The organism is Nocardiopsis eucommiae (genome assembly GCF_965344335.1).
In the GTDB taxonomy this organism is placed as follows: domain Bacteria; phylum Actinomycetota; class Actinomycetes; order Streptosporangiales; family Streptosporangiaceae; genus Nocardiopsis; species Nocardiopsis eucommiae.
Window position 1 is genome coordinate 70,454 of record NZ_CBDRIY010000025.1, and the last position, 21,620, is coordinate 92,073.

Annotated in this window: 18 protein-coding genes and 1 CRISPR repeat array; of the genes, 9 read left to right on the forward strand and 9 right to left on the reverse strand. The window is 71.7% G+C overall.

What is annotated here, in order from left to right; translation table 11 throughout:
* The first annotated feature begins 69 nt into the window (after nucleotides 1–69).
* From paaA to paaI, 6 genes are read left to right on the forward strand one after another with little or no spacing between them, the layout of a single operon-like run.
* Entirely contained in the window at nucleotides 70–1,035 is a 966-nt protein-coding gene (gene paaA, locus ACRWK8_RS17120; protein WP_431871476.1) for a 1,2-phenylacetyl-CoA epoxidase subunit PaaA, read from the forward strand.
* Entirely contained in the window at nucleotides 1,032–1,343 is a 312-nt protein-coding gene (paaB, locus tag ACRWK8_RS17125; protein ID WP_049568999.1) for a 1,2-phenylacetyl-CoA epoxidase subunit PaaB, read from the forward strand. Before paaA ends, paaB begins: the two co-directional genes overlap by 4 nt.
* Nucleotides 1,344–1,385: 42 nt before the next feature.
* Nucleotides 1,386–2,264: a 1,2-phenylacetyl-CoA epoxidase subunit PaaC gene (gene paaC, locus ACRWK8_RS17130; protein ID WP_378736690.1), complete on the forward strand. Its 879-nt coding sequence runs from the start codon at nucleotides 1,386–1,388 to the stop codon at nucleotides 2,262–2,264.
* On the forward strand, nucleotides 2,258–2,764 hold the full coding sequence (paaD, locus tag ACRWK8_RS17135) for a 1,2-phenylacetyl-CoA epoxidase subunit PaaD (RefSeq protein WP_378736688.1): 507 nt from the start codon (nucleotides 2,258–2,260) through the stop codon (nucleotides 2,762–2,764). The genes paaC and paaD overlap by 7 nt, the downstream gene beginning before the upstream one ends.
* Before the next feature lie 2 nt (nucleotides 2,765–2,766).
* On the forward strand, nucleotides 2,767–3,867 hold the full coding sequence (gene paaE / locus ACRWK8_RS17140) for a 1,2-phenylacetyl-CoA epoxidase subunit PaaE (RefSeq protein WP_431871479.1): 1,101 nt from the start codon (nucleotides 2,767–2,769) through the stop codon (nucleotides 3,865–3,867).
* Nucleotides 3,868–3,908: 41 nt separating this feature from the next.
* Nucleotides 3,909–4,286 carry a hydroxyphenylacetyl-CoA thioesterase PaaI gene (paaI, locus tag ACRWK8_RS17145; RefSeq protein ID WP_378736951.1) on the forward strand — a complete coding sequence of 126 codons (378 nt, stop codon included), beginning with the start codon at nucleotides 3,909–3,911 and terminating at the stop codon, nucleotides 4,284–4,286.
* 103 nt (nucleotides 4,287–4,389) lie between these two features.
* Nucleotides 4,390–4,784: a CRISPR direct-repeat array (repeat unit 29 nt; unit sequence GTGAGCCCCGCGCACGCGGGGATGGACCG).
* A 152-nt stretch (nucleotides 4,785–4,936) separates the two neighbouring features.
* Here paaI and ACRWK8_RS17150 read toward each other — a convergent pair.
* Complete coding sequence (locus ACRWK8_RS17150; RefSeq protein ID WP_431871481.1) at nucleotides 4,937–5,779, reverse strand: peptidoglycan recognition protein family protein; 843 nt, start codon at nucleotides 5,777–5,779, stop codon at nucleotides 4,937–4,939.
* Nucleotides 5,780–6,200: 421 nt separating this feature from the next.
* Here ACRWK8_RS17150 and ACRWK8_RS17155 point away from each other — a divergent pair, with 421 nt between their 5' ends.
* The gene (locus ACRWK8_RS17155; protein ID WP_378736681.1) at nucleotides 6,201–7,217 is read left to right on the forward strand and encodes a LacI family DNA-binding transcriptional regulator; all 1,017 of its coding nucleotides are present in this window, start codon (nucleotides 6,201–6,203) and stop codon (nucleotides 7,215–7,217) included.
* Here ACRWK8_RS17155 and mmsB read toward each other — a convergent pair.
* The 8 genes from mmsB to ACRWK8_RS17195 all read right to left on the reverse strand — a co-directional run bounded on the left by mmsB (nucleotide 7,183) and on the right by ACRWK8_RS17195 (nucleotide 17,617).
* Nucleotides 7,183–8,352, reverse strand: coding sequence for a multiple monosaccharide ABC transporter permease (mmsB, locus tag ACRWK8_RS17160; protein WP_378736949.1), 1,170 nt, complete (start codon nucleotides 8,350–8,352; stop codon nucleotides 7,183–7,185). The genes ACRWK8_RS17155 and mmsB overlap by 35 nt on opposite strands.
* A 47-nt stretch (nucleotides 8,353–8,399) precedes the next feature.
* The gene (locus tag ACRWK8_RS17165; RefSeq protein ID WP_378736679.1) at nucleotides 8,400–9,965 is read right to left on the reverse strand and encodes an ATP-binding cassette domain-containing protein; all 1,566 of its coding nucleotides are present in this window, start codon (nucleotides 9,963–9,965) and stop codon (nucleotides 8,400–8,402) included.
* Nucleotides 9,962–11,053 (reverse strand): multiple monosaccharide ABC transporter substrate-binding protein, encoded by a 1,092-nt coding sequence (gene chvE, locus ACRWK8_RS17170; RefSeq protein WP_378736677.1) that lies wholly within the window; start codon nucleotides 11,051–11,053, stop codon nucleotides 9,962–9,964. The genes ACRWK8_RS17165 and chvE overlap by 4 nt, the downstream gene beginning before the upstream one ends.
* Nucleotides 11,054–11,132: 79 nt before the next feature.
* Nucleotides 11,133–12,569 carry an L-fucose/L-arabinose isomerase family protein gene (locus tag ACRWK8_RS17175; RefSeq protein ID WP_378736675.1) on the reverse strand — a complete coding sequence of 479 codons (1,437 nt, stop codon included), beginning with the start codon at nucleotides 12,567–12,569 and terminating at the stop codon, nucleotides 11,133–11,135.
* Between the two features lie 9 nt (nucleotides 12,570–12,578).
* A complete protein-coding gene (locus tag ACRWK8_RS17180) occupies nucleotides 12,579–13,286 on the reverse strand; it encodes an L-ribulose-5-phosphate 4-epimerase (protein ID WP_431871485.1) in 708 nt (235 codons plus the stop codon).
* On the reverse strand, nucleotides 13,283–14,953 hold the full coding sequence (araB, locus tag ACRWK8_RS17185; protein WP_431871497.1) for a ribulokinase: 1,671 nt from the start codon (nucleotides 14,951–14,953) through the stop codon (nucleotides 13,283–13,285). The genes ACRWK8_RS17180 and araB overlap by 4 nt, the downstream gene beginning before the upstream one ends.
* Nucleotides 14,954–15,219: 266 nt before the next feature.
* Complete coding sequence (locus ACRWK8_RS17190) at nucleotides 15,220–16,437, reverse strand: MFS transporter (RefSeq protein ID WP_378736671.1); 1,218 nt, start codon at nucleotides 16,435–16,437, stop codon at nucleotides 15,220–15,222.
* Between the two features lie 196 nt (nucleotides 16,438–16,633).
* The gene (locus ACRWK8_RS17195; protein ID WP_378736945.1) at nucleotides 16,634–17,617 is read right to left on the reverse strand and encodes a LacI family DNA-binding transcriptional regulator; all 984 of its coding nucleotides are present in this window, start codon (nucleotides 17,615–17,617) and stop codon (nucleotides 16,634–16,636) included.
* 148 nt (nucleotides 17,618–17,765) lie between these two features.
* On the opposite strand from ACRWK8_RS17195, the gene ACRWK8_RS17200 reads away from it, so the two are divergent.
* Together ACRWK8_RS17200 and ACRWK8_RS17205 are read left to right on the forward strand one after the other, a co-directional pair.
* Nucleotides 17,766–20,042, forward strand: coding sequence for a serine/threonine-protein kinase (locus tag ACRWK8_RS17200; protein ID WP_431871487.1), 2,277 nt, complete (start codon nucleotides 17,766–17,768; stop codon nucleotides 20,040–20,042).
* A gap of 984 nt (nucleotides 20,043–21,026) precedes the next feature.
* On the forward strand, nucleotides 21,027–21,620 hold a 594-nt coding region (locus tag ACRWK8_RS17205; protein WP_431871489.1), incomplete at its 3' end, for an LLM class flavin-dependent oxidoreductase.

Here is a 21,620-nt window from a genome sequence, read left to right on the forward strand (position 1 = left end):
GCGTCGGGCCCCCGCGTCCGGGGATACTAATTACTGACCGAACGTTCGGTTATGAATGGGGAGGGATCAATGCCGACCACGGCCCAGGAAGCGCCCCCCGGCGCCGACGAGGCTCTTCAGGCGGAGTTCGACGCCCGGATCGCCGCCAACCAACGCGTCGAGCCGCGCGACTGGATGCCCGAGGCCTACCGCAGGACCCTCGTCCGCCAGGTCTCCCAGCACGCGCACTCCGAGATCATCGGCATGCAGCCGGAGGGCGACTGGATCGCCTCCGCACCCAGCCTGCGCCGCAAGGCGATCCTCCTGGCCAAGGTCCAGGACGAGGCCGGGCACGGCCTCTACCTGTACGCGGCCGCCGAGACCCTCGGCGTGGACCGCGACGACCTCACCGAGCGGCTCATCGAGGGCCGCCAGAAGTACTCCTCGATCTTCAACTACCCCTCGCTGAGCTACGCCGACGTCGGCGTCATCGGCTGGCTGGTGGACGGCGCCGCCATCTGCAACCAGGTCCCGCTCTGCCGCACGTCCTTCGGCCCCTACGCCCGCGCCATGGTGCGCATCTGCAAGGAGGAGTCCTTCCACCAGCGGCAGGGCTACGAACTCCTCATGCGCATGATGGAGGGCACCGAGGGCCAGCGCCGGATGGTCCAGGACGCCGTCGACCGCTGGTGGTGGCCGTCCCTGATGATGTTCGGCCCGCCCGACGCCGAGTCGCCCAACACCCGGCAGTCCATGACCTGGGGCATCAAGATCGACACCAACGACGACCTGCGCCAGCGGTTCGTCGACATGACCGTCCCGCAGGCCGAGAGGCTCGGCGTCACCCTGCCCGACCCCGACCTGGCCTGGAACGCCGAACGCGGCCACCACGACTTCGGTACCCCCGACTGGGACGAGCTCAAGCAGGTCATCAAGGGCGACGGCCCCAAGAACGCCGAACGCGTCTCCCGCAGGCGCGCCGCGCACGAGAAGGGCGCGTGGGTCCGCGAGGCCGCCACCGCCTACGCCAGGAAGCAGCAGGAGGCCACGGTATGAGCAGGAACGACGACGCCACCCCGGCCCGTCCCGAGTGGCCCCTCTACGAGGTCTTCGTCCGGGGCAAGCGCGGCCTCAACCACGTGCACGTGGGATCGCTGCACGCCCCCGACGCGACCATGGCGCTGCACAACGCCCGCAACCTCTACACCCGCCGCAACGAGGGCGTGAGCATCTGGGTGGTGCTCGCGGAGGACGTCACGGCCTCCAGCCCGGACGAGAAGGACCCCTACTTCGAGCCCAGCGGCGACAAGGTCTACCGCCACCCGACCTTCTACCCCATCCCCGAGGACGTCCCGCACATCTAGGCGACGGGGACGACGGTCGGCACGATTCTTCAAGGAACAGGCATGAGTGGCGAGAACATTTTCACCGGACTCACCGAGGAGCACGACGGCGACGCCCGCTGGGCCTTCGGCACCGGCTTCACCGAGGCGCTCGCGGGCGTGGACACCACCCTGCCCGCCGGGGTCGACGGTGCGGACCTGGCGGTCTACTGCCAGATGCTCGGCGACGACGCCCTCGTCCAGTCGCAGCGCCTGGTCCAGTGGGTGACCGACGCCCCCGAACTGGAGGAGGAGGTCGCGCTGGCCAACATCGCCCTCGATCTGCTCGGCCAGGCCCGCCTCCTGCTGGCCCGCGCCGGTCAGGCCGACGGTTCCGGCCGCGACGAGGACGCCTTCGCCTACCACCGGGACCCCGAGCAGTTCCGCAACGTGCACCTCACCGAGGCCCCGCGCGGCGACTTCGCCCGGGCCGTCGCCACCCTCCTCGTGCTCTCCTCCTGGCGGCTGGCCGTGTTCACCCGGCTCGCCGACAGCGCCGACCCGGTGCTGGCCGCGATCGCCGCCAAGGGCGTCAACGAGCTGGCGTACCACCGCGAGTACGCCGTCGCGTGGACCCTGCGCCTGGGCGACGGCACCCCGTACTCCCACGAACGCCTGCGCACCGCCGTGGCGGACGTGTGGCCGCTCACCGGTGAGCTGTTCGCCACCCACCCCCTCGAAGCGGCGCTGGCCGCCCAGGGCGTGGGCGTCGACCCGGCCTCCGTCCGCGACGAGGTCCACGAGGTCGTCACCCGGGTGCTGACCGCCGCGACGCTGCCCGCCCCCGAGCCCTTCCCCGGCCAGACGGTGGCCGGACGCGACGGAGAGCACTCCGCACACCTCGCCCCGCTGCTGGAGGAGCTCCAGCGCGTGGCCCGGGAGCACCCGGAGGCGACATGGTAGCCACCCGCGAGCGCCTGTGGGAGGCGGCCGCCTCGGTCACCGACCCCGAACTTCCCATGCTCACCCTCGCGGACCTGGGCATCCTCCGTGAGGTCGCCGTGCAGGAGGACGGCACCGCCGCCGTGTGGATCACCCCCACCTACTCCGGGTGCCCCGCTCTGACGGAGATGCGGGTCGACGTGGACCGCGCCGTCCGCGCCGCAGGGTTCGACCGGGTGGAGGTGCGCACCGCGCTCTCCCCGGCCTGGACCACCGACTGGATCACCGACGAGGGCAGGCGCAAACTCACCGAGCACGGCATCTCGCCTCCCGGAGAGGCGCCCCGCAGGGGGGCGGGACCGGTCCCGCTCACCCTGATGCCCACCCGCACCGTCCCGCGCTGCCCGCTGTGCGGCGCGGCCGACACCGAGGAACTGTCCCGGTTCGGCGCGACCTCCTGCAGGTCGTTGCACCGCTGCCGGTCCTGCCTCGAACCGTTCGAGCACGTCAAGGAGATCTGACCGTGTCCACACCCGTCACCACCGCCGGGGCGCCGCTTCGCGGTCGCGCCGCGTTCCACCGGCTGCGCGTGGCCGACGTCGAGCGCCTGTGCGACGACGCCGTCGCGGTCACCTTCGACGTCCCCGACCACCTCGTCGAGGAGTTCGCCTTCGCGCCGGGCCAGTCGTTGACCCTGCGCCGCGAGGTCGACGGCGTGGAGGAGAGGCGCAGCTACTCCATCTGCGCCCCCGTGGGAGAGGCACCCCGCGTGGGTGTGCGCCTGGTCTCCGGAGGGCTCTTCTCCAACTGGCTGGTCCGCGAGGTGGAGCCGGGCCAGGAGATCGAGGTGGGCGTTCCCACCGGGAGGTTCAGCCCCGACCTCACCCAGACCGCCCGCCACGTGCTCGTGGCCGCCGGTTCGGGGATCACCCCGGTCCTGTCCATGGCCGCGTCGCTGCTGCGCCGGACCGGTTCCCACGTCACCCTCCTGTACGGCAACCGCCGCAGTGACACGGTGATGTTCGCCGACGAGATCGCCGACCTCAAGGACTCGTTCGGGCCGCGCTTCGAGCTGGTCCACGTGCTCTCCCGCGAACCCCGCGAGTCGGAGCTGTTCACCGGCCGCCTCGACGGCGCGAAGCTGGAGGCGCTGCTGTCCACCATCATCGCGGCCGACGCGGTCGACCACTGGTGGCTGTGCGGTCCCTACGGCATGGTCACCGACGCCCAGGAGGTGCTGGCCCGCCACGGAGTCGAGGGCGAGCGCGTCCACCAGGAGCTGTTCTTCGTGGAAGGGGCCGAACCCCCGCCCCAGGCCCGCCACGAGGACCCCGAGGTCGAGGGACCGGCCAGCGAGGTCACCGTCGTCCTAGACGGACGGACCACCACGCTCACCCTGCCCCAGGGCGTGCCGGTGCTGGACTCCGCGCAGCGCTACCGCCCGGACCTGCCGTTCGCCTGCAAGGGCGGCGTGTGCGGGACCTGCCGGGTCAGGGTCTGTGACGGTGAGGTGAGGATGCGCCGCAACTACGCGCTCACCCCCGCCGAGGTCGAGGCCGGGTACGCGCTGGCCTGCCAGTCCCTGCCGCAGACCGACACCCTGACCGTGGACTTCGACTCGTGAGCGGCACCGCGTCCGAGGGGCGCAACGAGACCGCGTGGCGGATGTTCGAGGCCGACCGCGCCTCCAAGGGGCTCGGGATGCGCCTGGTCGAGGCCCGCGACGGGTTCGCCGTGGTGGAGATGGTCGTGGGGCCCCTGATGCTCAACGGCTACGACATCACCCACGGCGGGTTCGTGTTCGCGCTCGCTGACACGGCCTTCGCCTGCGCGTGCAACCTGGACGGCGGCGACGTCACCGTGGCCTCCGGCGCGGACGTGACCTTCGTGGCCCCCACCAAGGAGGGGGACCTGCTGGTGGCGACCGCCGAGGAGAGGGTCCGGTTCGGGCGCAGCGGCGTGTACGACGTCACCGTCCGCCGGGGTGACGAGGTCGTCGCGGAGTTCCGTGGCCGCAGCCGGAGTCTGCCGCAGAGGAGTTGAGGTCCGGGGAGGCCGGGATCCCGGCGTCTGCCATCATGAGGACGAAGTGCGGCCACGAAGGTCAAGCGGAGATAACGGCCCGTGTTGTCGCAGGTCGTCAAGCGTGAGCCCTGCGCACGCGGGGATGGACCGCGACCCGGTCCGCGATCTCAGCGGAGGCGGCCGTGAGCCCCGCGCACGCGGGGATGGACCGTCCTTCCGTGTGGGTCCAGCATGACGCCCCGAGTGAGCCCCGCGCACGCGGGGATGGACCGCGACCCTGCGCAACAACGCCCCGCACGCCACGGTGAGCCCCGCGCACGCGGGGATGGACCGTTCACGGACTACGTCGCCGACCACCACCCGGAGTGAGCCCCGCGCACGCGGGGATGGACCGAGGGCGGTCTGGGCGGTCGTCGGGGGCGGCGGTGAGCCCCGCGCACGCGGGGATGGACCGATCTACGGGGGCGCTCCGGCCTCGACGCGCGCTGTGAGCCCCGCGCACGCGGGGATGGGCCGACGAACACGTTCACGGGAACGTCAGGCGGCGGAGCCAGAGACAGGTGAACCCTGCGGGCAGGGGCGCAGGCCCCGGGATCGGGGTCCCGGGTCGTCATTGGAGCCTGAACCCCGGTGCTTCGGGCATGGTCACGACACTTCCGGGGAGGGGATCAGCTCCCGTCGTCGCCGTCGACCGGGGCGCCCGACCCACTGACCGCGCGCTCGGCTTCCCGGCGGGCACACGCCCGGATCAGTTGTGCGTAGGACTCGCCGGTCATGCTCTTGATCGAGCTGACGCCCGAGCCGACGTACCTCCGTGCCTGGAGGAGGCCCTCCGAGGTGGCCGGGCCCCATCGGCCGTCGACGCCGTCCGGGTCGAGGGTGGTACCGAATCCGGCGGCCACGATCAGTCGCTGAACGGCCTTGACGCCCTCGACCGGGGCGCCCGGCAGCAGGCCGTCGCCTTCCTTGAGTCCGAGCAACGAGCCTTCTCCTCCTGTGATGGGCCCGGGGGCCTGGGTGAACGTGCCGTCGCGCACCATGGAGTACGCCCGGTCGCCGGGGCACGAGGTGGCGATGAAGTCGCGGTGTCCGAGCACGGTGCCCGCGTTGGAGTAGTCGTCCGTGAGCCACCGGCGCAGCTCGCGGACCGCGTTGATCTGGGCGTCCGTGATGGTGTCGGTGGGGCCGGTCGCCAGGGTCACGCTGTAGTGCGTCCGGTTCCCACCGGGCTGCGCGGCCTGCTCGCGGCGGGGACCGCGCCCGTCGACGACGTAGCCGTGGGCACAGGCCAGCCAGCTGTAGCCGATGTCCACCCAGCCACGCGAGGGGCCGGTGTGGAACGCGCGGGTGTTGCGCCAGTAGGTGAGACAGGCGGAGTGGTCCTGGTTGGCGAGGTTCTGGTTGCTGCTGTCGTAGTGGACGACCAGACCGGACCGGGGATCGGCGGACGCGGCTGGGGACGTCCCCCATCCCAGGTCGGACCGGGAGACGTACTTGCTGGGTCGGGCCACGTAGGGCCTCCTCCTGGACGTGGCGGACACCGACCGATCGGCGGTCGGGGCTGGGGGCTGCGGGGGCTGGGCTACTCGTGGCTTCCACGGGTCAGGGGCGGGAACCGGTCGTACGTACTCGGTCACCTTGAGGGAATGGTGCCCGGCGAGCCCCGCGACGAACCGGTCCCGGTGCTCTTTGTGCTCTGCCCGGAGCGCCGATCGCGGCACCGTTCAGGTGACCACCCTGCCCGGGTCCCAGCGATCCCCGGCCCCAGATCCGGCCCGAGCGCCTCGCCGGAGCGCACCGCGGTGTTCCGTGAGCGCTAACAAGTTGAGTGCTGGAGGGTCCTCGCAGGGCCCCGGAACATTGAACCTTTGGGGTGAGTGGGATATGTTAGCGCCAACTCAGCCCCCGATAGCAGCAGCCAAGGAGTCATGGGTGGACCACACCTCCTCCTCCACCCGGACCAACCGCGACCCCGCGATGACGGACGTCGCCCGGCTCGCGGGGGTGTCCCACCAGACCGTCTCCCGCGTGCTCAACGGGCACCCCAACGTGCGCGAACAGACCAGGCTGCGGGTGCGCGCCGCCATCGAACAGCTCGGGTACCGCCCCAACCGCGCGGCCCGCACACTGGCGACCGGCAGGTCACAGCTCATCGGTGTCGTGGCGCAGAACTCCACGCTCTTCGGCCCGTCCTCGTTGCTGGCCGCCTTCGAACTGGCCGCCGCTGCCCAGGGCTTCGTGGTGAGCGTGCGCCGGGTCCGGGTCCTGGACCGGGGCTCCATCACCGCGGCCGTGGAACACCACCGTGAGCAGCGGGCCGCGGGAATCGTGGTGATAGCCCCCACCGCCGCCGCCGACGCGGCCCTGACGGAGGTCCCGACCGACGTGCCCCTGGTGACGGTCGACGGCGATCCCGAGCGCGCCGGGGCCGCCCTGGTCACCGTCGACCAGGAGGCCGGGGCCCGACTGGCCACGCGGCACCTGTTGGACGCGGGGCACGAGACGGTCTGGCACGTCTCCGGTCCCGAGGACTGGTTCGACGCCGCCGGACGCCAACGGGGCTGGCGGCAGACCCTGGAGGAGGCGGGCGTCGAGGTCCCCCCGGTCAGCCCCGCCGACTGGAGCGCCGCCTCGGGCTACCGCGCGGGACTGATGCTCGCCCGCATGCCCGAGGTCACGGCGGTCTTCGCCGCCAACGACCACCTGGCCCTCGGAATCCTGCGCGCCATGTCGGAACGCGGCCGCTCCGTTCCCGGGGACGTCAGCGTGGTCGGGTTCGACGACGTCCCCGAGGCGGGCTACTTCATCCCGCCCCTGACCACCGTGCGCCCCGACTTCGACACGGTGGCCGCCGAGGCGCTCAGCCTGCTGCTCTCCGGGATCTCCGGCGAGCAGCGGGCCGAGCGCCGCATCGTCACCCCGACTCTCGTCGAGCGGGAGAGCGCCTAGTCAGCCCCGGAAGGATCGGCGCGGAACCGCCCACCCGCTTCTTGTTGTAGATGTCGAAGGCCACCGCCAGCAGCAGGACCAGGCCCTTGATGAACTGCTGCCAGTCCACACCGAGGCCGATCAGCGACATGCCGTTGTTGAGCACGCCCATGAACAGGGCGCCGATGACCGCTCCGATCACACTGCCCACCCCGCCGGACGCCGAGGCGCCGCCGATGAAGGCCGCCGCGATGGCGTCCAGCTCGAACATGGTGCCCGCGCCGGGGGTGGCGGCGTTCAGCCGGGCGGTGAAGATGAGCCCGGCCAGCGCCGAGAGCACTCCCATGTTCACGAACACCCAGAACGTGACCCTCCTGGTGCGGATCCCCGACAGCGCGGCGGCCCGCTCGCTGCCGCCCACGGCGTACACGCGCCGTCCCATGGTGGTGGAGCGCATCACGAACGCGTAGCCGCCGATGAGCGCGATGAGCAGCACACCGACGAGCGGCAGACCGTTGTGCCCGGCCAGCGCGTAGGTGAACGCGACGATGGCGGCGGACACCACCACGGAGCTCGCGGCCGTCACCGCCGTGGGAGGCACCGGCAGGTCGCGGGCGCGGGAGCGGGCCCGCGAACGCCACTGGACCCACACGATGGCCGCCGCTCCGGCCGCTCCGAGGGCCAGGGTGGGCAGGTGGAGCCCGTCCGACTGTCCGGGCAGGAATCCGCTGGCGATGACCCGCAGCGACTGCGGGAGCGGGGCGATGGACTCCCCGCCCAGCGCCGCGAGGGTGGCGCCCCGGAAGATCAGCATCCCGGCCAGGGTCACGATGAACGCGGGCACGCCCACGTAGGCGACCCAGAAGCCCTGCCAGGCGCCGATGGCCGCTCCCAGCAGCAGCGCGATCGGGACCACCACGGGGGTCGGCAGCCCCCAGGAGGTGAGCATGATCGCGGACATCGCGCCGGTGAAGGCCACCACCGAACCCACGGAGAGGTCGATGTGGCCGGTGATGATCACCAGCATCATCCCGATCGCGAGGATCAGGATGTAGGAGTTCTGCATGATCAGGTTGGTGATGTTCAGCGGGGTGAGCAGCAGGCCCCCGGTGAGGACCTGGAAGAGGATGATGACGGCCACCAGGGCGATGGCCATGCCGTACTGGCGGGTGTTGCCCCGCAGCAGGGATCGGGTCGGGAGTTTCACGTCGGGTCCCCGGTTCGGGTCATGAGTCTCATCAGGGTTTCCTGGTCGGCGTCGGCCGCCGCGACCTGGCCGGTGACGCGCCCCTCGCACATGGCGTAGACGCGGTCGCTCATGCCGAGGATCTCCGGCAGCTCGGAGGAGATGAGGAGGACGCAGGCCCCCTCGGCCGCCAGTCGGCGCACGATCAGGTAGATCTCGTACTTCGCGCCCACGTCGATGCCGCGGGTGGGTTCGTCCAGGATCAGCAGCTCGGGCCGGGTGAACATCCACTTGCCCAGCACGACCTTCTGCTGGTTCCCGCCGCTGAGCGTGCGCACGGTCTGGTCGATCCCGTGGCTGCGCACCCGCATGCGCTCGCTCATGCGCCTGGCCTCCACCGTCTCCAGGCCCGGGTCGAGGACGCCTCGGGTGGAGACCCGGTCCAGGGCGGCCAGGGTGGTGTTGTGGCGGATGTCGTCGTCCAGGACCAGGCCCAGCGACTTGCGGTCCTCCGGCACGTAGGCGACGCCCGCGGCGATGGCGGCGGCCACGTCGTTCACCCGCAGCTCGGCGCCGTCGCGGAACAGGCCGCCCCGGACGTAGCGGCCGTAGGAGCGCCCGAACAGGCTCATCGCGAACTCGGTGCGCCCCGCCCCCATGAGTCCGGCCAGGCCCACGACCTCGCCCCGGCGCAGGGTCAGGTCCACGCCCTCGACCATGCGCCGACCCGCCTGGGTGGGGTGGTCCACGGTCCAGTCGCGCACCTCGAAGCGGACCGGGCCGATCTCCCCGTCGGGGTCGGGGTAGCGCTGGTCCAGGTCCCGGCCGACCATCCCCCGGATGACGCGGTCCTCGTCGATCGAGGCCCCGCCCCGGTCGTCGCGTTCCACGGCGAGGGTCTCCACCGTGCGGCCGTCGCGCAGGATGGTGACCTCGTCGCTCACCCGCATCACCTCACCGAGCTTGTGCGAGATGAGGACGCACGCCACCCCCTGCTCACGCAGGTCCAGGAGCAGGTCCAGCAGGCGGTCGCTCTCGGCCTCGTTGAGCGCCGAGGTCGGCTCGTCGAGGATGAGCAGCCGGACGTCCTTGGCCAGCGCCTTGGCGATCTCCACCATCTGCTGGGCACCGATGCTCAGCGCGGAGACGGCGGTGGCGGGGTTCTCGTCCAGCCCGACCCGCAGCAGCAGTTCGCGCGCCCGGGCGTGGGTGGCGCCCCAGTCGATGACGCCGTACCGGGTCTCCTCGTGGCCCAGGAGCACGTTCTCGCTGAGGGACAGCTGGGGGACGAGGGCGAGTTCCTGGTGGATGATGGCGATCCCGGCCCGCTCGCTGGCGGCGACGTCGGAGAAGGCGCGGGGTTCGCCGTCCACCTCCACCAGCCCGGTGAAGGAACCGGCCGGGTGCACGCCGCTGAGCACCTTCATCAGAGTGGACTTGCCCGCACCGTTCTCGCCCATGAGGGCGTGGATGCTTCCGTGGGCCACGTCCAGCGCGACTCCGTCCAGGGCCCGTACGCCGGGGAACTCCTTACGGATGTCCCGCATGCGCAGCAGCGGAGACGCGGGGTTCGGGGCACTCATTCGAGGTCGGTCTCCTCGTAGTAGCCGCTCTCGACCAGCACCTCGTGGTAGTTGTCCAGGTCCACCGAGACCGGCTCCAGCAGGAACGAGGGGACGACCCTGACGCCGTTGTCGTAGGTGTCGGTGTCGTTGACCGGCACCTCGTCGCCCGCCAGGATCGCCTCGGACATGTCGACGGTCTGGGTGGCCAGCGCGCGCGTGTCCTTGAAGACGGTCTGGGTCTGCTCCCCGGCGATGATGGACCGCACCGAGGACAGGTCGGCGTCCTGGCCGGTGACGATCGGCAGGGGGCGGGAGTCGGAGCCGTAGCCCACCGCCCGCAGGGACTCGATCACCCCGAGGCTGATGCCGTCGAAGGGTGACAGGACCGCGTCCACCTCCTCCTCGGAGTAGTTGGCGCTGAGCAGGTTGTCCATCCGCGACTGGGCGACGGCGCCGTCCCAGCGCGGCGTGGCGATCTGCTCCATGGAGGTCTGCCCGCTGCGCACCTCCAGGGTGCCGTCGTCGATGTGCGGCTGGAGCACCGACATGGCGCCGTCGTTGAAGAAGTAGGCGTTGTTGTCGTCGGGGGAGCCGCCGAACAGTTCGATGTCGAACGGACCGTCCTCGTTCTCCAGGTCCAGCGAGTCGACGATGTACTGGCCCTGGAGCACACCTACCTCGAAGTTGTCGAAGGTGGCGTAGTAGTCCACGTTCTCGCTGCCCATGATGAGCCGGTCGTAGGCGATCACCGGGATGTCGTTGTCGGCGGCCGTGTCGATCACGTCGCCCAGGGCCTCACCGTCGATGGACGCGATGACCAGGAGGTCCACTCCGCGCGTGATCATGTTCTCGATCTGGGAGATCTGGTCCTGGACGACGTCCTCGGCGTACTGGAGGTCGGTGCCGTAGCCGCGCTCCTCGAACTCGGCGACCATGTTGGCGCCGTCGTTGACCCAGCGTTCGGACGACTGGGTGGGCATGGCGATGCCGATGACCCCGTTCTCACCCTGGGGGCGGGCGGCGTCACCGACCCCGTCGCAGGCGGTCAGGGCCAGGGTCGCGCCGACGAGGGTCGCGGCGAGGGGTAGGAGTGGTGGTCGTGACATCGGTCCTGCTTTCCTGGGGAGTGTCGTGAGGGGGAGGGCCGGCGCGGGGGCGCCGGTCCGCTGCGGGGCCCGGGCCGTCTCAGACCTGGACGTACTCGATCCCGGCCAGCTCGCACAGGACCTTCCAGTCCTGGGCGATCCGACCGGCGTTCATGACCATGTGGTGGGTGCCGCCCGCGCGCAGCCAGGCGTCCATGCATCCCCGGACACCCGACGCGGGGCGGAACTGTCCGTAGGGCATCTCCAGGGCGGGTAGTTCGGGGGAGTCCAGCACCTCGCCCTCGGCCACTACCAGGCGGAAGCGCTCGCCGCCCAACGAGACCAGGGAGGCCAGGGTGGCGGGCCCGGGCCGGTACCGGAACAGGATGGTCGGCGGATCGGCCAGGCCCCCGATGCCCAGCGGCCGTTTGATCATCCGGGTGGGCTCGTCCTCGCGGGCCAGCCGCCAGTTCCCCTCGCCCATGTGGCTCATCAGGATGGAGTCGCTGGGGAAGTCCATCGCGTACATCTCGGTGAAGTGGCCGTCCCCCGCCAGCCGGTGCCCGGCGTGGACGATGGCGGCCGCCAGGACGTCGCCCTCCCCGGCGAACCCGTAGCCCTGGGCCATGAGGGTGGAGGCGGCCGCCATGGGGAGGCGGGCGAAGCGGCCGTCCTCACCGATGGCGTCGAAGTGGGTGGAGTAGGCACCGCACCCCGACTCCTCCAGGAGGTGTTCGATGCCCAGCTGCATGCGGGCGTGGTCCTCGCGTTCCTCCCGGGACAGACGGACGTCGACGTCGAACACCTCGTCCTCCCACGAGAGGAGGTCGTTGACGGCCTGTTCTGGCAGGTCGGCCATGGTGCGGTGCAGGGTGCCGGGGGCGATCACGTGCACCTCGGGGCCGAGTGCGCGCAGCAGGGCGGTCTCGTCCACCCGGGCGTCGCCCATACCGTTCATCGGGTAGCCGAACACGCCCACGCGCAGCCGCCGCAGTGCGCTGACGGTGTGCGCGGCCCGGGCCCAGCGGTCCACCCGCTCCGCGAAGTCGGGGCTGTGCCAGTCACCGGTGACGACCTCGAAGTCGACCCCGGCCCGGACCAGTGCGTTGGCGGTGTCCTGGGCCCCGTGGATCCCCTGGTTGTAGGTCATGTCGGCCATGTCCCAGGAGGCGCTGACGGCGGGGTCGGGCTGGGTGTTGGCGAGGGCGAGGGGGAGTCGGGTCCCGGTCAGGGCCCGTGTCACACGGAGGGAGGGGCCGTAGGTGAGCATGACGACGAGGACCCCGTCCAGGTCCCGGCCCTCGAAGTCACGGATCGCCGCCTCTGCGTCCTCCCGGCCGCGGACCGGTGGGGCGAGGGTCCACTCGGCCACGTCGGAGAGGCTTTCGGTGAGCCGTCGGGCGTAGGCGGCCTGGTGCTCCGTGATGCCGGGGATCATGGCGTCGTAGAGCGGCTGCATGACGCCGAGGAGCCCGATCCGGGGGCGGCGCGTGCGCACCGCCGGGTTGCTGCTCGCGGGGGGCGTGGGTGGGGGCACGGGGCTTCCTTACTGTCCGTAGGCGTTCTGGTAGCGGTGGTGGAGGGCGTCGATGTCGGCCTGGGGCAGGCGTTCGACGGGGCCGCCCTGGCGGGCGATGTGGATGGTGCGGGCCACGTCCTCGCACATGACCGCGGCCTTGACCGCCGCCTTCGCGGAGGCGCCGACGGTGAACACGCCGTGGCCGCGCATGAGGACGGCGGGTGAGCGGTGGCCCTCCAGGGTCGTGACGATCCCCCGGCCGATGGAGTCGTCCCCGATGAGCGCGAACGGGCCCACCGGGATGTCGCCGCCGAACTCGTCCGCCATGGCGGTGACCGCGCAGGGGATGGCCTCCCCCCGGGCGGCCCAGGCGGTGGCGTAGGGGCTGTGGGTGTGCACGACCCCGCCGACGTCGGGCCGGGCACGGTAGACGTGGGCGTGGGCGTCGGTGTCGCTGGAGGGGTTGTGGTCCCCCTCGACCAGCCGCCCGTGCAGGTCGCACACGACGACGTCCCGGGGCCGCAGGTCGTCGTAGGAGACGCCGCTGGGCTTGATCACCATCAGGTCGGTGCCGGGGACGCGGGCCGAGACGTTGCCGCTGGTCCACGTGACCAGGTTCCAGCGGGGCAGCTCCGCGTGGAGCTCGCAGACCCTCAGTCGGAGGCGTTCGACCTCCGTGCGGTGCCGGTCCAGCTGCTGCCGTGTGTCGGTGCGGAGCGGGTCGGTGGGGGTCATCGCTTCCCTTCGGGGGTGGAGCCGGTGGTGAACGCGGCGCCGCGCAGGGCGCGCAGCCGACGCAGGCTGTCGCTGCCGCCCCGGCCGAAGTGGTCGTGGAGTTCGGAGTAGATCGCGAAGAGCGCGTCGTAGGCGGCGGCCCGCTCCGGGTCGGGGTCGACGGTGTCCGCGCGGACCCGCCCCATCACCTGGGAGGCCGCGTGGACGTCCGGGTGGGCCCCGGCCGCGACCGCCGCGTGGATCGCGGCCCCCACCGCGCAGCTGTGCTCGGTGTCCACCACGTGCAGGGGTCTGTTCAGCACGTCCGCGTAGACCTGGAGAACGAAGGGGTTGCGGACCATCCCGCCGCCCACAGTGAAGTCGTGCACCGGGATCCCGGCACCGGTGAAGGCCTCGACGATGGTGCGGGTGCCGAAGGCGGTGGCCTCCACCAGGGCCCGGTAGACGTCCTCGGGCCGGGTGGCCAGCGTCATGCCCACCAGCACCCCGGACAGGGAGTGGTCGACCAGGACCGAGCGGTTCCCGCTGTGCCAGTCCAGGGCCACCAGGCCGTGTTCGCCCACGGCCTGGTGGGACGCCCTGTCGGAGAGCAGTTCGTGGACGGAGACCCCCTCGGAGGCGGCCTCCTCGTGGTACGCGGGGGGAACGTGGGTGTCGACGAACCAGCCGAAGATGTCGCCCACGCCGCTCTGCCCGGCCTCGTAGCCCCACATGCCCGGCGTGATCCCGCCCAGGGTCATGCCGCACATCCCCGGCACCTCGGCCAGCACCTCGGAGTTCATCACGTGGCAGGTGCTGGTGCCCATGATGGCGAGCATCCGACCGGGGCCGGTGGTCCGGGCGGTGGCCGCCGTGACGTGCGCGTCGATGTTGCCGACGGCGACGGGGGTGCCCTCCCGCAGCCCGGTCCAGGCGGCGGCGCGGGCCGTGAGCCCGCCCGCGCGCCCGCCCAACTGGGAGAGCGGGTGGTCGAGCCGTTCGCTGACGAAGTCGGTGAAACGCGGGTCCAGGGCGGCGAGGAAGTCCCGGGAGGGCCACGAGCCGTCCTGGTGGATGCCCTTGTAACCGGCGCTGGACACGTTGCGGGTCTCGCGGCCGCACAGTTCCCAGACGATCCAGTCGGCGCCCTCGATCCAGCGCGCGGTGCGTTCGTAGACCCCGGGATCGTCGCGCAGCACCTGGAGGGCCTTGGCGAACTGCCACTCCGAGGAGATCCTTCCGCCGTACCGGGGCAGCCACGACTCGCCGCGTTCGGCGGCCAGGGCGTTGATCTCGTCGGCCTCGGGCTGGGCGGCGTGGTGCCGCCACAGCTTGGGCCAGGCGTGTGGGCGGTCGGCCAGGTCGGCCAGTTCGCACAGCGGGGTGCCGTCGGCGGTCACCGGCAGCACGGTGCAGGAGGTGAAGTCGGTGCCGACGCCGACGACCCGCTCGGGTGCGACCCCGGCCTCCCGCAGGGCGGCGGGGACGGCGCGCCTGAGGACCTCGCGGTAGTCGTCGGGGTCCTGGAGGGCGGTCTCCGGTTCGAGGGGGCGGTCGTCGCCGAGCAGGTGGTCCGTGATCACCCCGCGCCGGTAGACGTGCTCGGCCGTGCCCAGTTCGGCCCCGTCGCTGACGCGGACCACGACGGCCCGGCCGGAGAGGGTCCCGAAGTCGATTCCGAGCACCACGGAGTCGGGCGCCGCGCGGCCCTCCCCGACGTCCGCGTCAGAATTGTGGGCGTTAACATTCGTGGGCAACGGGGGGTCCCTTCGCGGCTGCGCGTGCTGCATGGTTCCTCCCGGGCTCGGTTTTCCGAGACCTGGGGCCATCAGTGTGAGCTGGCCAACATTGTTGGCGTTAACAATCCATGAAGTCAACCCCCCGAGCCCACTCCGTCGTTCCACGACCGAGCGCCCGCACCCCCAGGGGGTACGGGCGCTCGATCGGCGTGGGGTCAGCCGTGGGACACGGGCTCGGCGTCCGCCCCGGCCGCTCGGTCCCGGTGCTCGGGGGTCGGGGCGGCGCCCGGGCCCTCGCGGTCCACCAGCCCGGCCGTCACGGCGATGCCGAGCCCGACCAGGGCGAGGACCACGCCGATCACGGCGGGGGACACGTACCCCAGCCCCATGCCGATGCCCAGGCCGCCCAGCCAGGCGCCACCGGCGTTGGCGAGGTTGAACGCCGAGTGGTTGGTGGCGGAGGCGATGGTGGGCGCCGCCTCGGCCTTGCTCATCACCAGGACCTGCAGCGGCGCGGTCACGCCGAAGCCGACGGCGCCGAGCACCACGACGGTCACGGCCGCGGTCCAGGGGTTGTGCACGGTCAGCGTGAACAGTGCCAGGACCCCGGCCAGCGAGGCGAGGGAGACGTAGATGGTCGGACGCAGCCACCGGTCCGCGATCGGACCCACCACCAGCGATCCCAGGGTCATGCCGACGCCGAACAGCGCCAGGACGATCGGGACCCCCGCGCTGGGCATGCCCGCCAGCTCGGTCATCATCGGTGAGATGTAGCTGTAGACGGCGAACACCCCGGCGAAGCCGAAGACCGCCGTGGTCAGCCCGAGGACCACCTGCGGGTGGCGCAGGGCCGAGAGCTCGCCGCGCAGGCCGCCCACGCGGGAGGCCGGGGTGTGCGGCACGAAGCGGGCCACTCCGAGGATGGTCAGTGCGGACAGGGCGACCACCACGAGGAACGCCACCCGCCAGCCGAGGAGCTGCCCGAGCAGGGTTCCGGCCGGGACCCCGACGATGTTGGCGACGGTCAGGCCGAGCATCACGCGCGCCACGGCCGTTGCTCGGCGGGCCGGGCCGGCCAGGTGCGCCGCGACCAGCGCGGCCAGGCCCAGGTACGCGCCGTGGGGCAGTCCCGCGAGGACGCGGGAGGCGAACACGGCGCCGTAGGAACTGGTCAGGACGGTGGCCAGGTTGCCGACGAGGAACACACCCATGAAGACGAGCAGCATGGTCTTGCGCGGCAGGCGAGTGCCCAGGGCGGTGAGCAGGGGAGCCCCGATCACCACGCCGAGCGCGTACGCGGAGATCAGGTATCCGGCGGTGGAGATGGGCACGTCGAGGTCGGTGGCGACCTCGGGAAGCAGACCCATGATCACGAACTCGGTGGTGCCGATGGCGAAGGCCCCGAGGGCCAGGGCGAGGATGGCCAGAGGCATGGCGGTGCCCCCTTCCGGAGGGTGGACGGCGTGCGCACGGGCCGGGACGGACCTCGCGGCGTGGAGTGGTGCGGCGACGGGGAACCGGTCGCCCGGTGGGGAGGGGACGTGATGATTTGGCACGTGCTAAATCAACAATGACACCCGCTCCGGAGAAATTCCAACGGCCCGGTACGTGATCTGCCTCGCGTGGGGCTCAGGTCCGAGGGGGAGCGGTGCTCTCCCGCACGGTGAGCGTGGTCGGGAGCAGCACGTGCGTGCTCTCCGTGCGTCCCTCCTCCAGGCGCTCCGCGACCGCCCCGAGAGTCAGTTCCGCGATGCGGGTCACGTCCTGGCGGACCGAGGTCAGGCTCAGGAACGACAGGCGGGCGGCCCGGCTGTCGTCGTACCCCACCACGGACACCTCGCCCGGGACGGAACGGCCCGCGCGGATCAGGGTCTCCATGAGGCCGCGCGCCGACTGGTCGTTGCAGCACACGACGGCCGTGGGCAGCTCGGACCGGTCCAGGAGCACCGAGGCCGCTCGGGCCCCCGCCTCCTCGGTGTAGGCGCCCGGGACCAGGTCCACGTACGTCCCCAGCCCGTGCGCGCGCATCCCCTCCAGGTAGCCGGTCCGGCGTTCCGGGGCGCTCGGCAGGTCTCCGCCGAACACGTGCGCGATCCGCCGGTGACCGAGGGCGACCAGGTGGTCGACGGCCCGCCGCACCCCGGACACGGCGTCGGTGCGCACGCTGTCGGTCCCGGCCGCGTTGGTGCGCTGGCCGATCTCCACCACCGGCACGCGTTCGGCCACCCTGGCCAGGTCCTCCGGTGCCTGCGCCGACATCCCGATCAGGACCAGCGCCTCACAGCGCAGCCCCACGAGCTCGTCGATCGCCTGCCGTTCGGTGCGGTTGGCGAGCATCGCGCTCAGGGCCACGCCGTAGCCGAGCCGGGCCGCCTCCGGGTACAGCGCCTCGACGAGGTCGGCGTCCATCGGGTGCTCCATGGTGAACAGCACCCCCACCTGGCGGCTGCGGGCACGGCGCAGCAGCTGCGCCGCGGTGTCGGCACGGTAGCCGAGCTCCTCGGCGGCGCGCAGCACGCGTTCACGGGTGGCCGCGCTCGGACCGGGCCGGTCGGCCAGGACCAACGAGACCAGCTGCCGGGAGACGCCGAGGTGCGCCGCGACGTCCGCCATCGTCGGTCGTCCGCCAGTCGCCATCGTGCCCCCTCCCGCGCAGGCGCATCGTACCGTCTGTGGGAGCCGTCGACCCGCGAACCCCGCGTGTCACGGACGCATCAGAGTGACCGCACGCAGTTCCCCCACCCCTGTCTGAAGGGCCCCGATGTCCCCCACCCCTGACACCGTCCCCCCGCCGCACGGACTCTCACCGCTGGAGGCGGGCGACCCGGCCACGATCGGCCCCTACCGGGTGGTGGGGAGGATCGGCGCCGGAGGGATGGGCGCGGTCTTCGGAGCCCTGGACGGCCAGGGGGTGTGCGTGGCGGTCAAGACCGTGCACGCCGACTTCGCCGGGCGGCCCCGGTTCCGGGAGGCCTTCGCCCGGGAGGTCGAGATGCTGGGGCGGGCGGACGGGATCAGCACGGCCCGGCTGCACGCCGCCGACACCGAGGCGACGGTCCCCTGGTTGGCCTTCGACTACGTGGCGGGGCGGGACCTGCGCCGCCACGTGCGCGCGTTCGGGCCACTGGAGGGCGACATGCTGCGCACCTTCGCGCTGGGCACGGCGGAGGGTCTGGCCGCGCTGCACGCGGCGGGGATCGCGCACCGTGACATCAAACCGGGCAACGTGATCCTGTCTCCGGGCGGACCGAAGATCGTGGACTTCGGCATCGCGGTCGACATCGGCACGGACAGGACCACGGACGCCTCGGCCTCCTATGGAACACCGGGTTGGAGCGCGCCCGAACGCTACACCGGGGTGAGCGCGGATCCGGCCGCCGACGTGTTCGCCTGGGGCGGGCTGGTCACGCTGGCCGCAACCCGGCGTGCCCCGTTCGGGACCGGCGACGCCGGGGAACTGGCACGGCGCGTCCGTCAGGGTGAGTACGACGTCACGGGTGTGCCGGAGGAACTGCGGGGCCTGGTCGAGGCCGCGCTGTCGGTGGACCCGCTGCGGAGGCCGACCTCGGAGGAACTGGTCCGGGCGCTGCTGCCCGAGGCGGAGCCGGACGGCCGTACCGGCGGGGGCGCGGTCACTGACGGCCTGCGCCGTATGCTCCGCGACTACTGGCGTGGGGTGGACGACGCCGGACACGACTCCGGACGCTGGGCGGCGGCGCTGGGCGCCGTCTCCGCGGCCGGTCTGGGCGCGAGCGTCGTGGGTGCGGGCGCGCTGGGCACGGGCGGCTCGGCGGGAACCGGCGCGGCGGGGGCGGGAACGGGAGCGGGGGGTTCCGTGGGTGCGGGAACGGCCACGGCCTCCGCCTCGGCTGGCAGCGGTACCACCGGCGGGCTGTTGAGCGCGGTCGCCACCTCCAAGGCGGGCCTCGCGGCCGCGGGTGTGCTCGCGGTGGCCGCGGTGGCCGCGGGCGGCTACGTCGTCTACGAGCAGGTGGTCGGCGGTCCTTCGGAGAGGGTCGCGGCCGCCGCGAGCCTGTTGGAGGAGGGTCCGGGGTTCACCGCGCGGGTGACCCGGAGCTACACCCGGGAGCACGCGGAGCGGGTCGCGGAGGAGACGGGTCAGCCGGTGGAGGCCGTGCTGGAGGAGAGCCGTGCCGAGGAGGAGTACCTGTACTCGGCGGCGGACCAGAGCTTCCTCATCCGGGGCGCGGCGATGGGACCCGACACCACGGCGGTCGCCAGCCACCAGGGCGAGCTGTACGTGTACGCACCTCAGGAGGAGAGTTTCGGGATGTTTCGGGAGTCGCCTCAGAGGATCGAACTCTCCCCTGGCGTCGGCCCCGACTCCGTCGCCGCCACCCTCGTCACCCAGCCGCTGCGAGCGATGGCCGAGGCGGGCGGGGTCGAGAGAGTGTCGGGGGAGGACGGTGTGTACCGGGGCACCACTCCGTTCGGGTTCCTGGACGAGGGGGCTCTCATCGAGACGGAGGCGTCGGCTCGGGTCGAACTCGACGGAGAGGGAGCGCCGTCGCGTGCCCGGTACGACACCGAGCAGTGGGAGGTGCTGGTCGACTTTGAGGAGACCAACGCCCAGGTTGCGCTGGAGGACCCACAGATGACGGTTGTCGAGGGCGGGGGCCACTGGGGGGTGGTATACGCCCCGCTCTGCGGGACCATCCTCTCCGGTTGGCCCACTCAGGAGGTGTGGGACGTCCAGGCCAGCGGTTGGGACATCGACTGTGCTTACGCGATGGACGTGGCAGGAGTACTGGAGGACGTGACGGGCCAGGAGGACCGGCGTGTCTACCTCTACGGCCGATTCTCCAGGAGCACCACAAGGGCGATCGACGAGCGGATGGCCTGCGGCGACGGATGGGACATCGACACCGGAGAGGCCCCCGACCCCTCTGAGAACGTCATTCCGCTGTATCCGTGCAAACCGATCACGGACTTCACCGAACCCACCGAGGAGACACCCGAGTTCTATGACGCCGAGATCGTGCCCATGACCCTGATCGACTTCCACGAACGGGCCTGATCCAGCTGGTCCGGCACAGAGAAAGGGGGCGCGCCCTGAGGCGCGCCCCCTGAAGCCTGGCCGGGTCCCACGTCCCCCAACGTGGGACCCGACCGCGCGGCCTACGCACTAGGTGCGGTCTGGCCGCTGGGAAGGCGGTTGTAGCGATGGTTTCGTGTCAGAAACCCCCATTGCCGACACGAACGCGTACAACCGCGCATGGTCTTGAGGTGATCTCAGAAGCTTCGCACAGACTCGGTGGGTGTGTTGGGGTCGGGGTCGGTCTGGGGTGCTTCACCTGTGAGAACGCTTCTCTGAGCATAGGTGTTCCCGGCCAGTGGACCGATTTTCGGTCCGGCCGGTAAAAAGCGGGTGCGGACTCGGGCACGGGCGTCCTAAGCTCCCCCGATTCGGGTCCGGGATGGGGGGCGATCACGTCCGGGACGACGTCTCCCGGTGCGCCCCGCCGGGGCCGAGGAACGCGCCCTGGTTGGGGATCCCGGCTGGTGGGGAGTGGGCGCGGCGCCCGTTCGCGCGCATCCGCTGACGCCCCCTGGGAACCACGACCGCGTGACGCGGACCGCCCGGAAGCGGAGCCTGACACGCGGCGGTGAGGGACACGTCACCCACGGGCGTCTGGAGGCCGGGTGCGTCCCGCCGCGACTCCGCCCCGACGGGTGGCCGGGACGATCCTGGCAGCCGTGTGTGCCCGCCGAGGAGTGGGTCGCGTTCCACGCGCACCTCGTCGGTGGGAGCGAGTCGGCGCGGTCCCTTCCTGCTCGGGACGGGGTCGGCGGGGGAGCGGGATGGTGTCGGTTCCGCTCGGTTCGGTGGAATCCGGGGCATAGTGACCCTTGACGGGCGTTCCCTGTGGCGCGGGGTGCGCGCCACGACCCCGCGCCCGCACGGTACGCGGGCGGGAATACCTGGCTCCCGGACGGGGTTCCGCATGATAGTTTCATCGAAAGCATTTTCCTAGGAAGCTATTTGGATCGGGGAACGGCCATGCAGTTCGGAATCTTCTCGGTCAGCGACGTGACGACCGACCCCACGACGGGACGTACGCCGACCGAGGGCGAGCGGATCAAGGCGATGGTGCGGATCGCGCTGAAGGCCGAGGAGGTGGGGCTGGACGTCTTCGCCACGGGTGAGCACCACAACCCGCCCTTCGTGGCCTCCTCGCCCACGACCATGCTCGGTTACGTCGCCGCGCGGACCGAGAAGATCATCCTGTCCACCTCCACCACCCTCATCACCACCAACGACCCGGTGAAGATCGCGGAGGACTTCGCGATGCTCCAGCACCTGGCCGAGGGGCGCGTGGACCTGATGATGGGCCGGGGCAACACCGGCCCGGTCTACCCGTGGTTCGGACAGGACATCCGCCAGGGCATCCCGCTGGCGCTGGAGAACTACAACCTCCTGCACCGGCTCTGGCGCGAGGACGTCGTCAACTGGGAGGGCAAGTTCCGCACCCCGCTGCAGGGCTTCACCTCCACCCCGCGCCCGCTCGACGACGTGCCGCCGTTCGTCTGGCACGGCTCCATCCGCTCACCGGAGATCGCCGAACAGGCCGCCTTCTACGGCGACGGCTTCTTC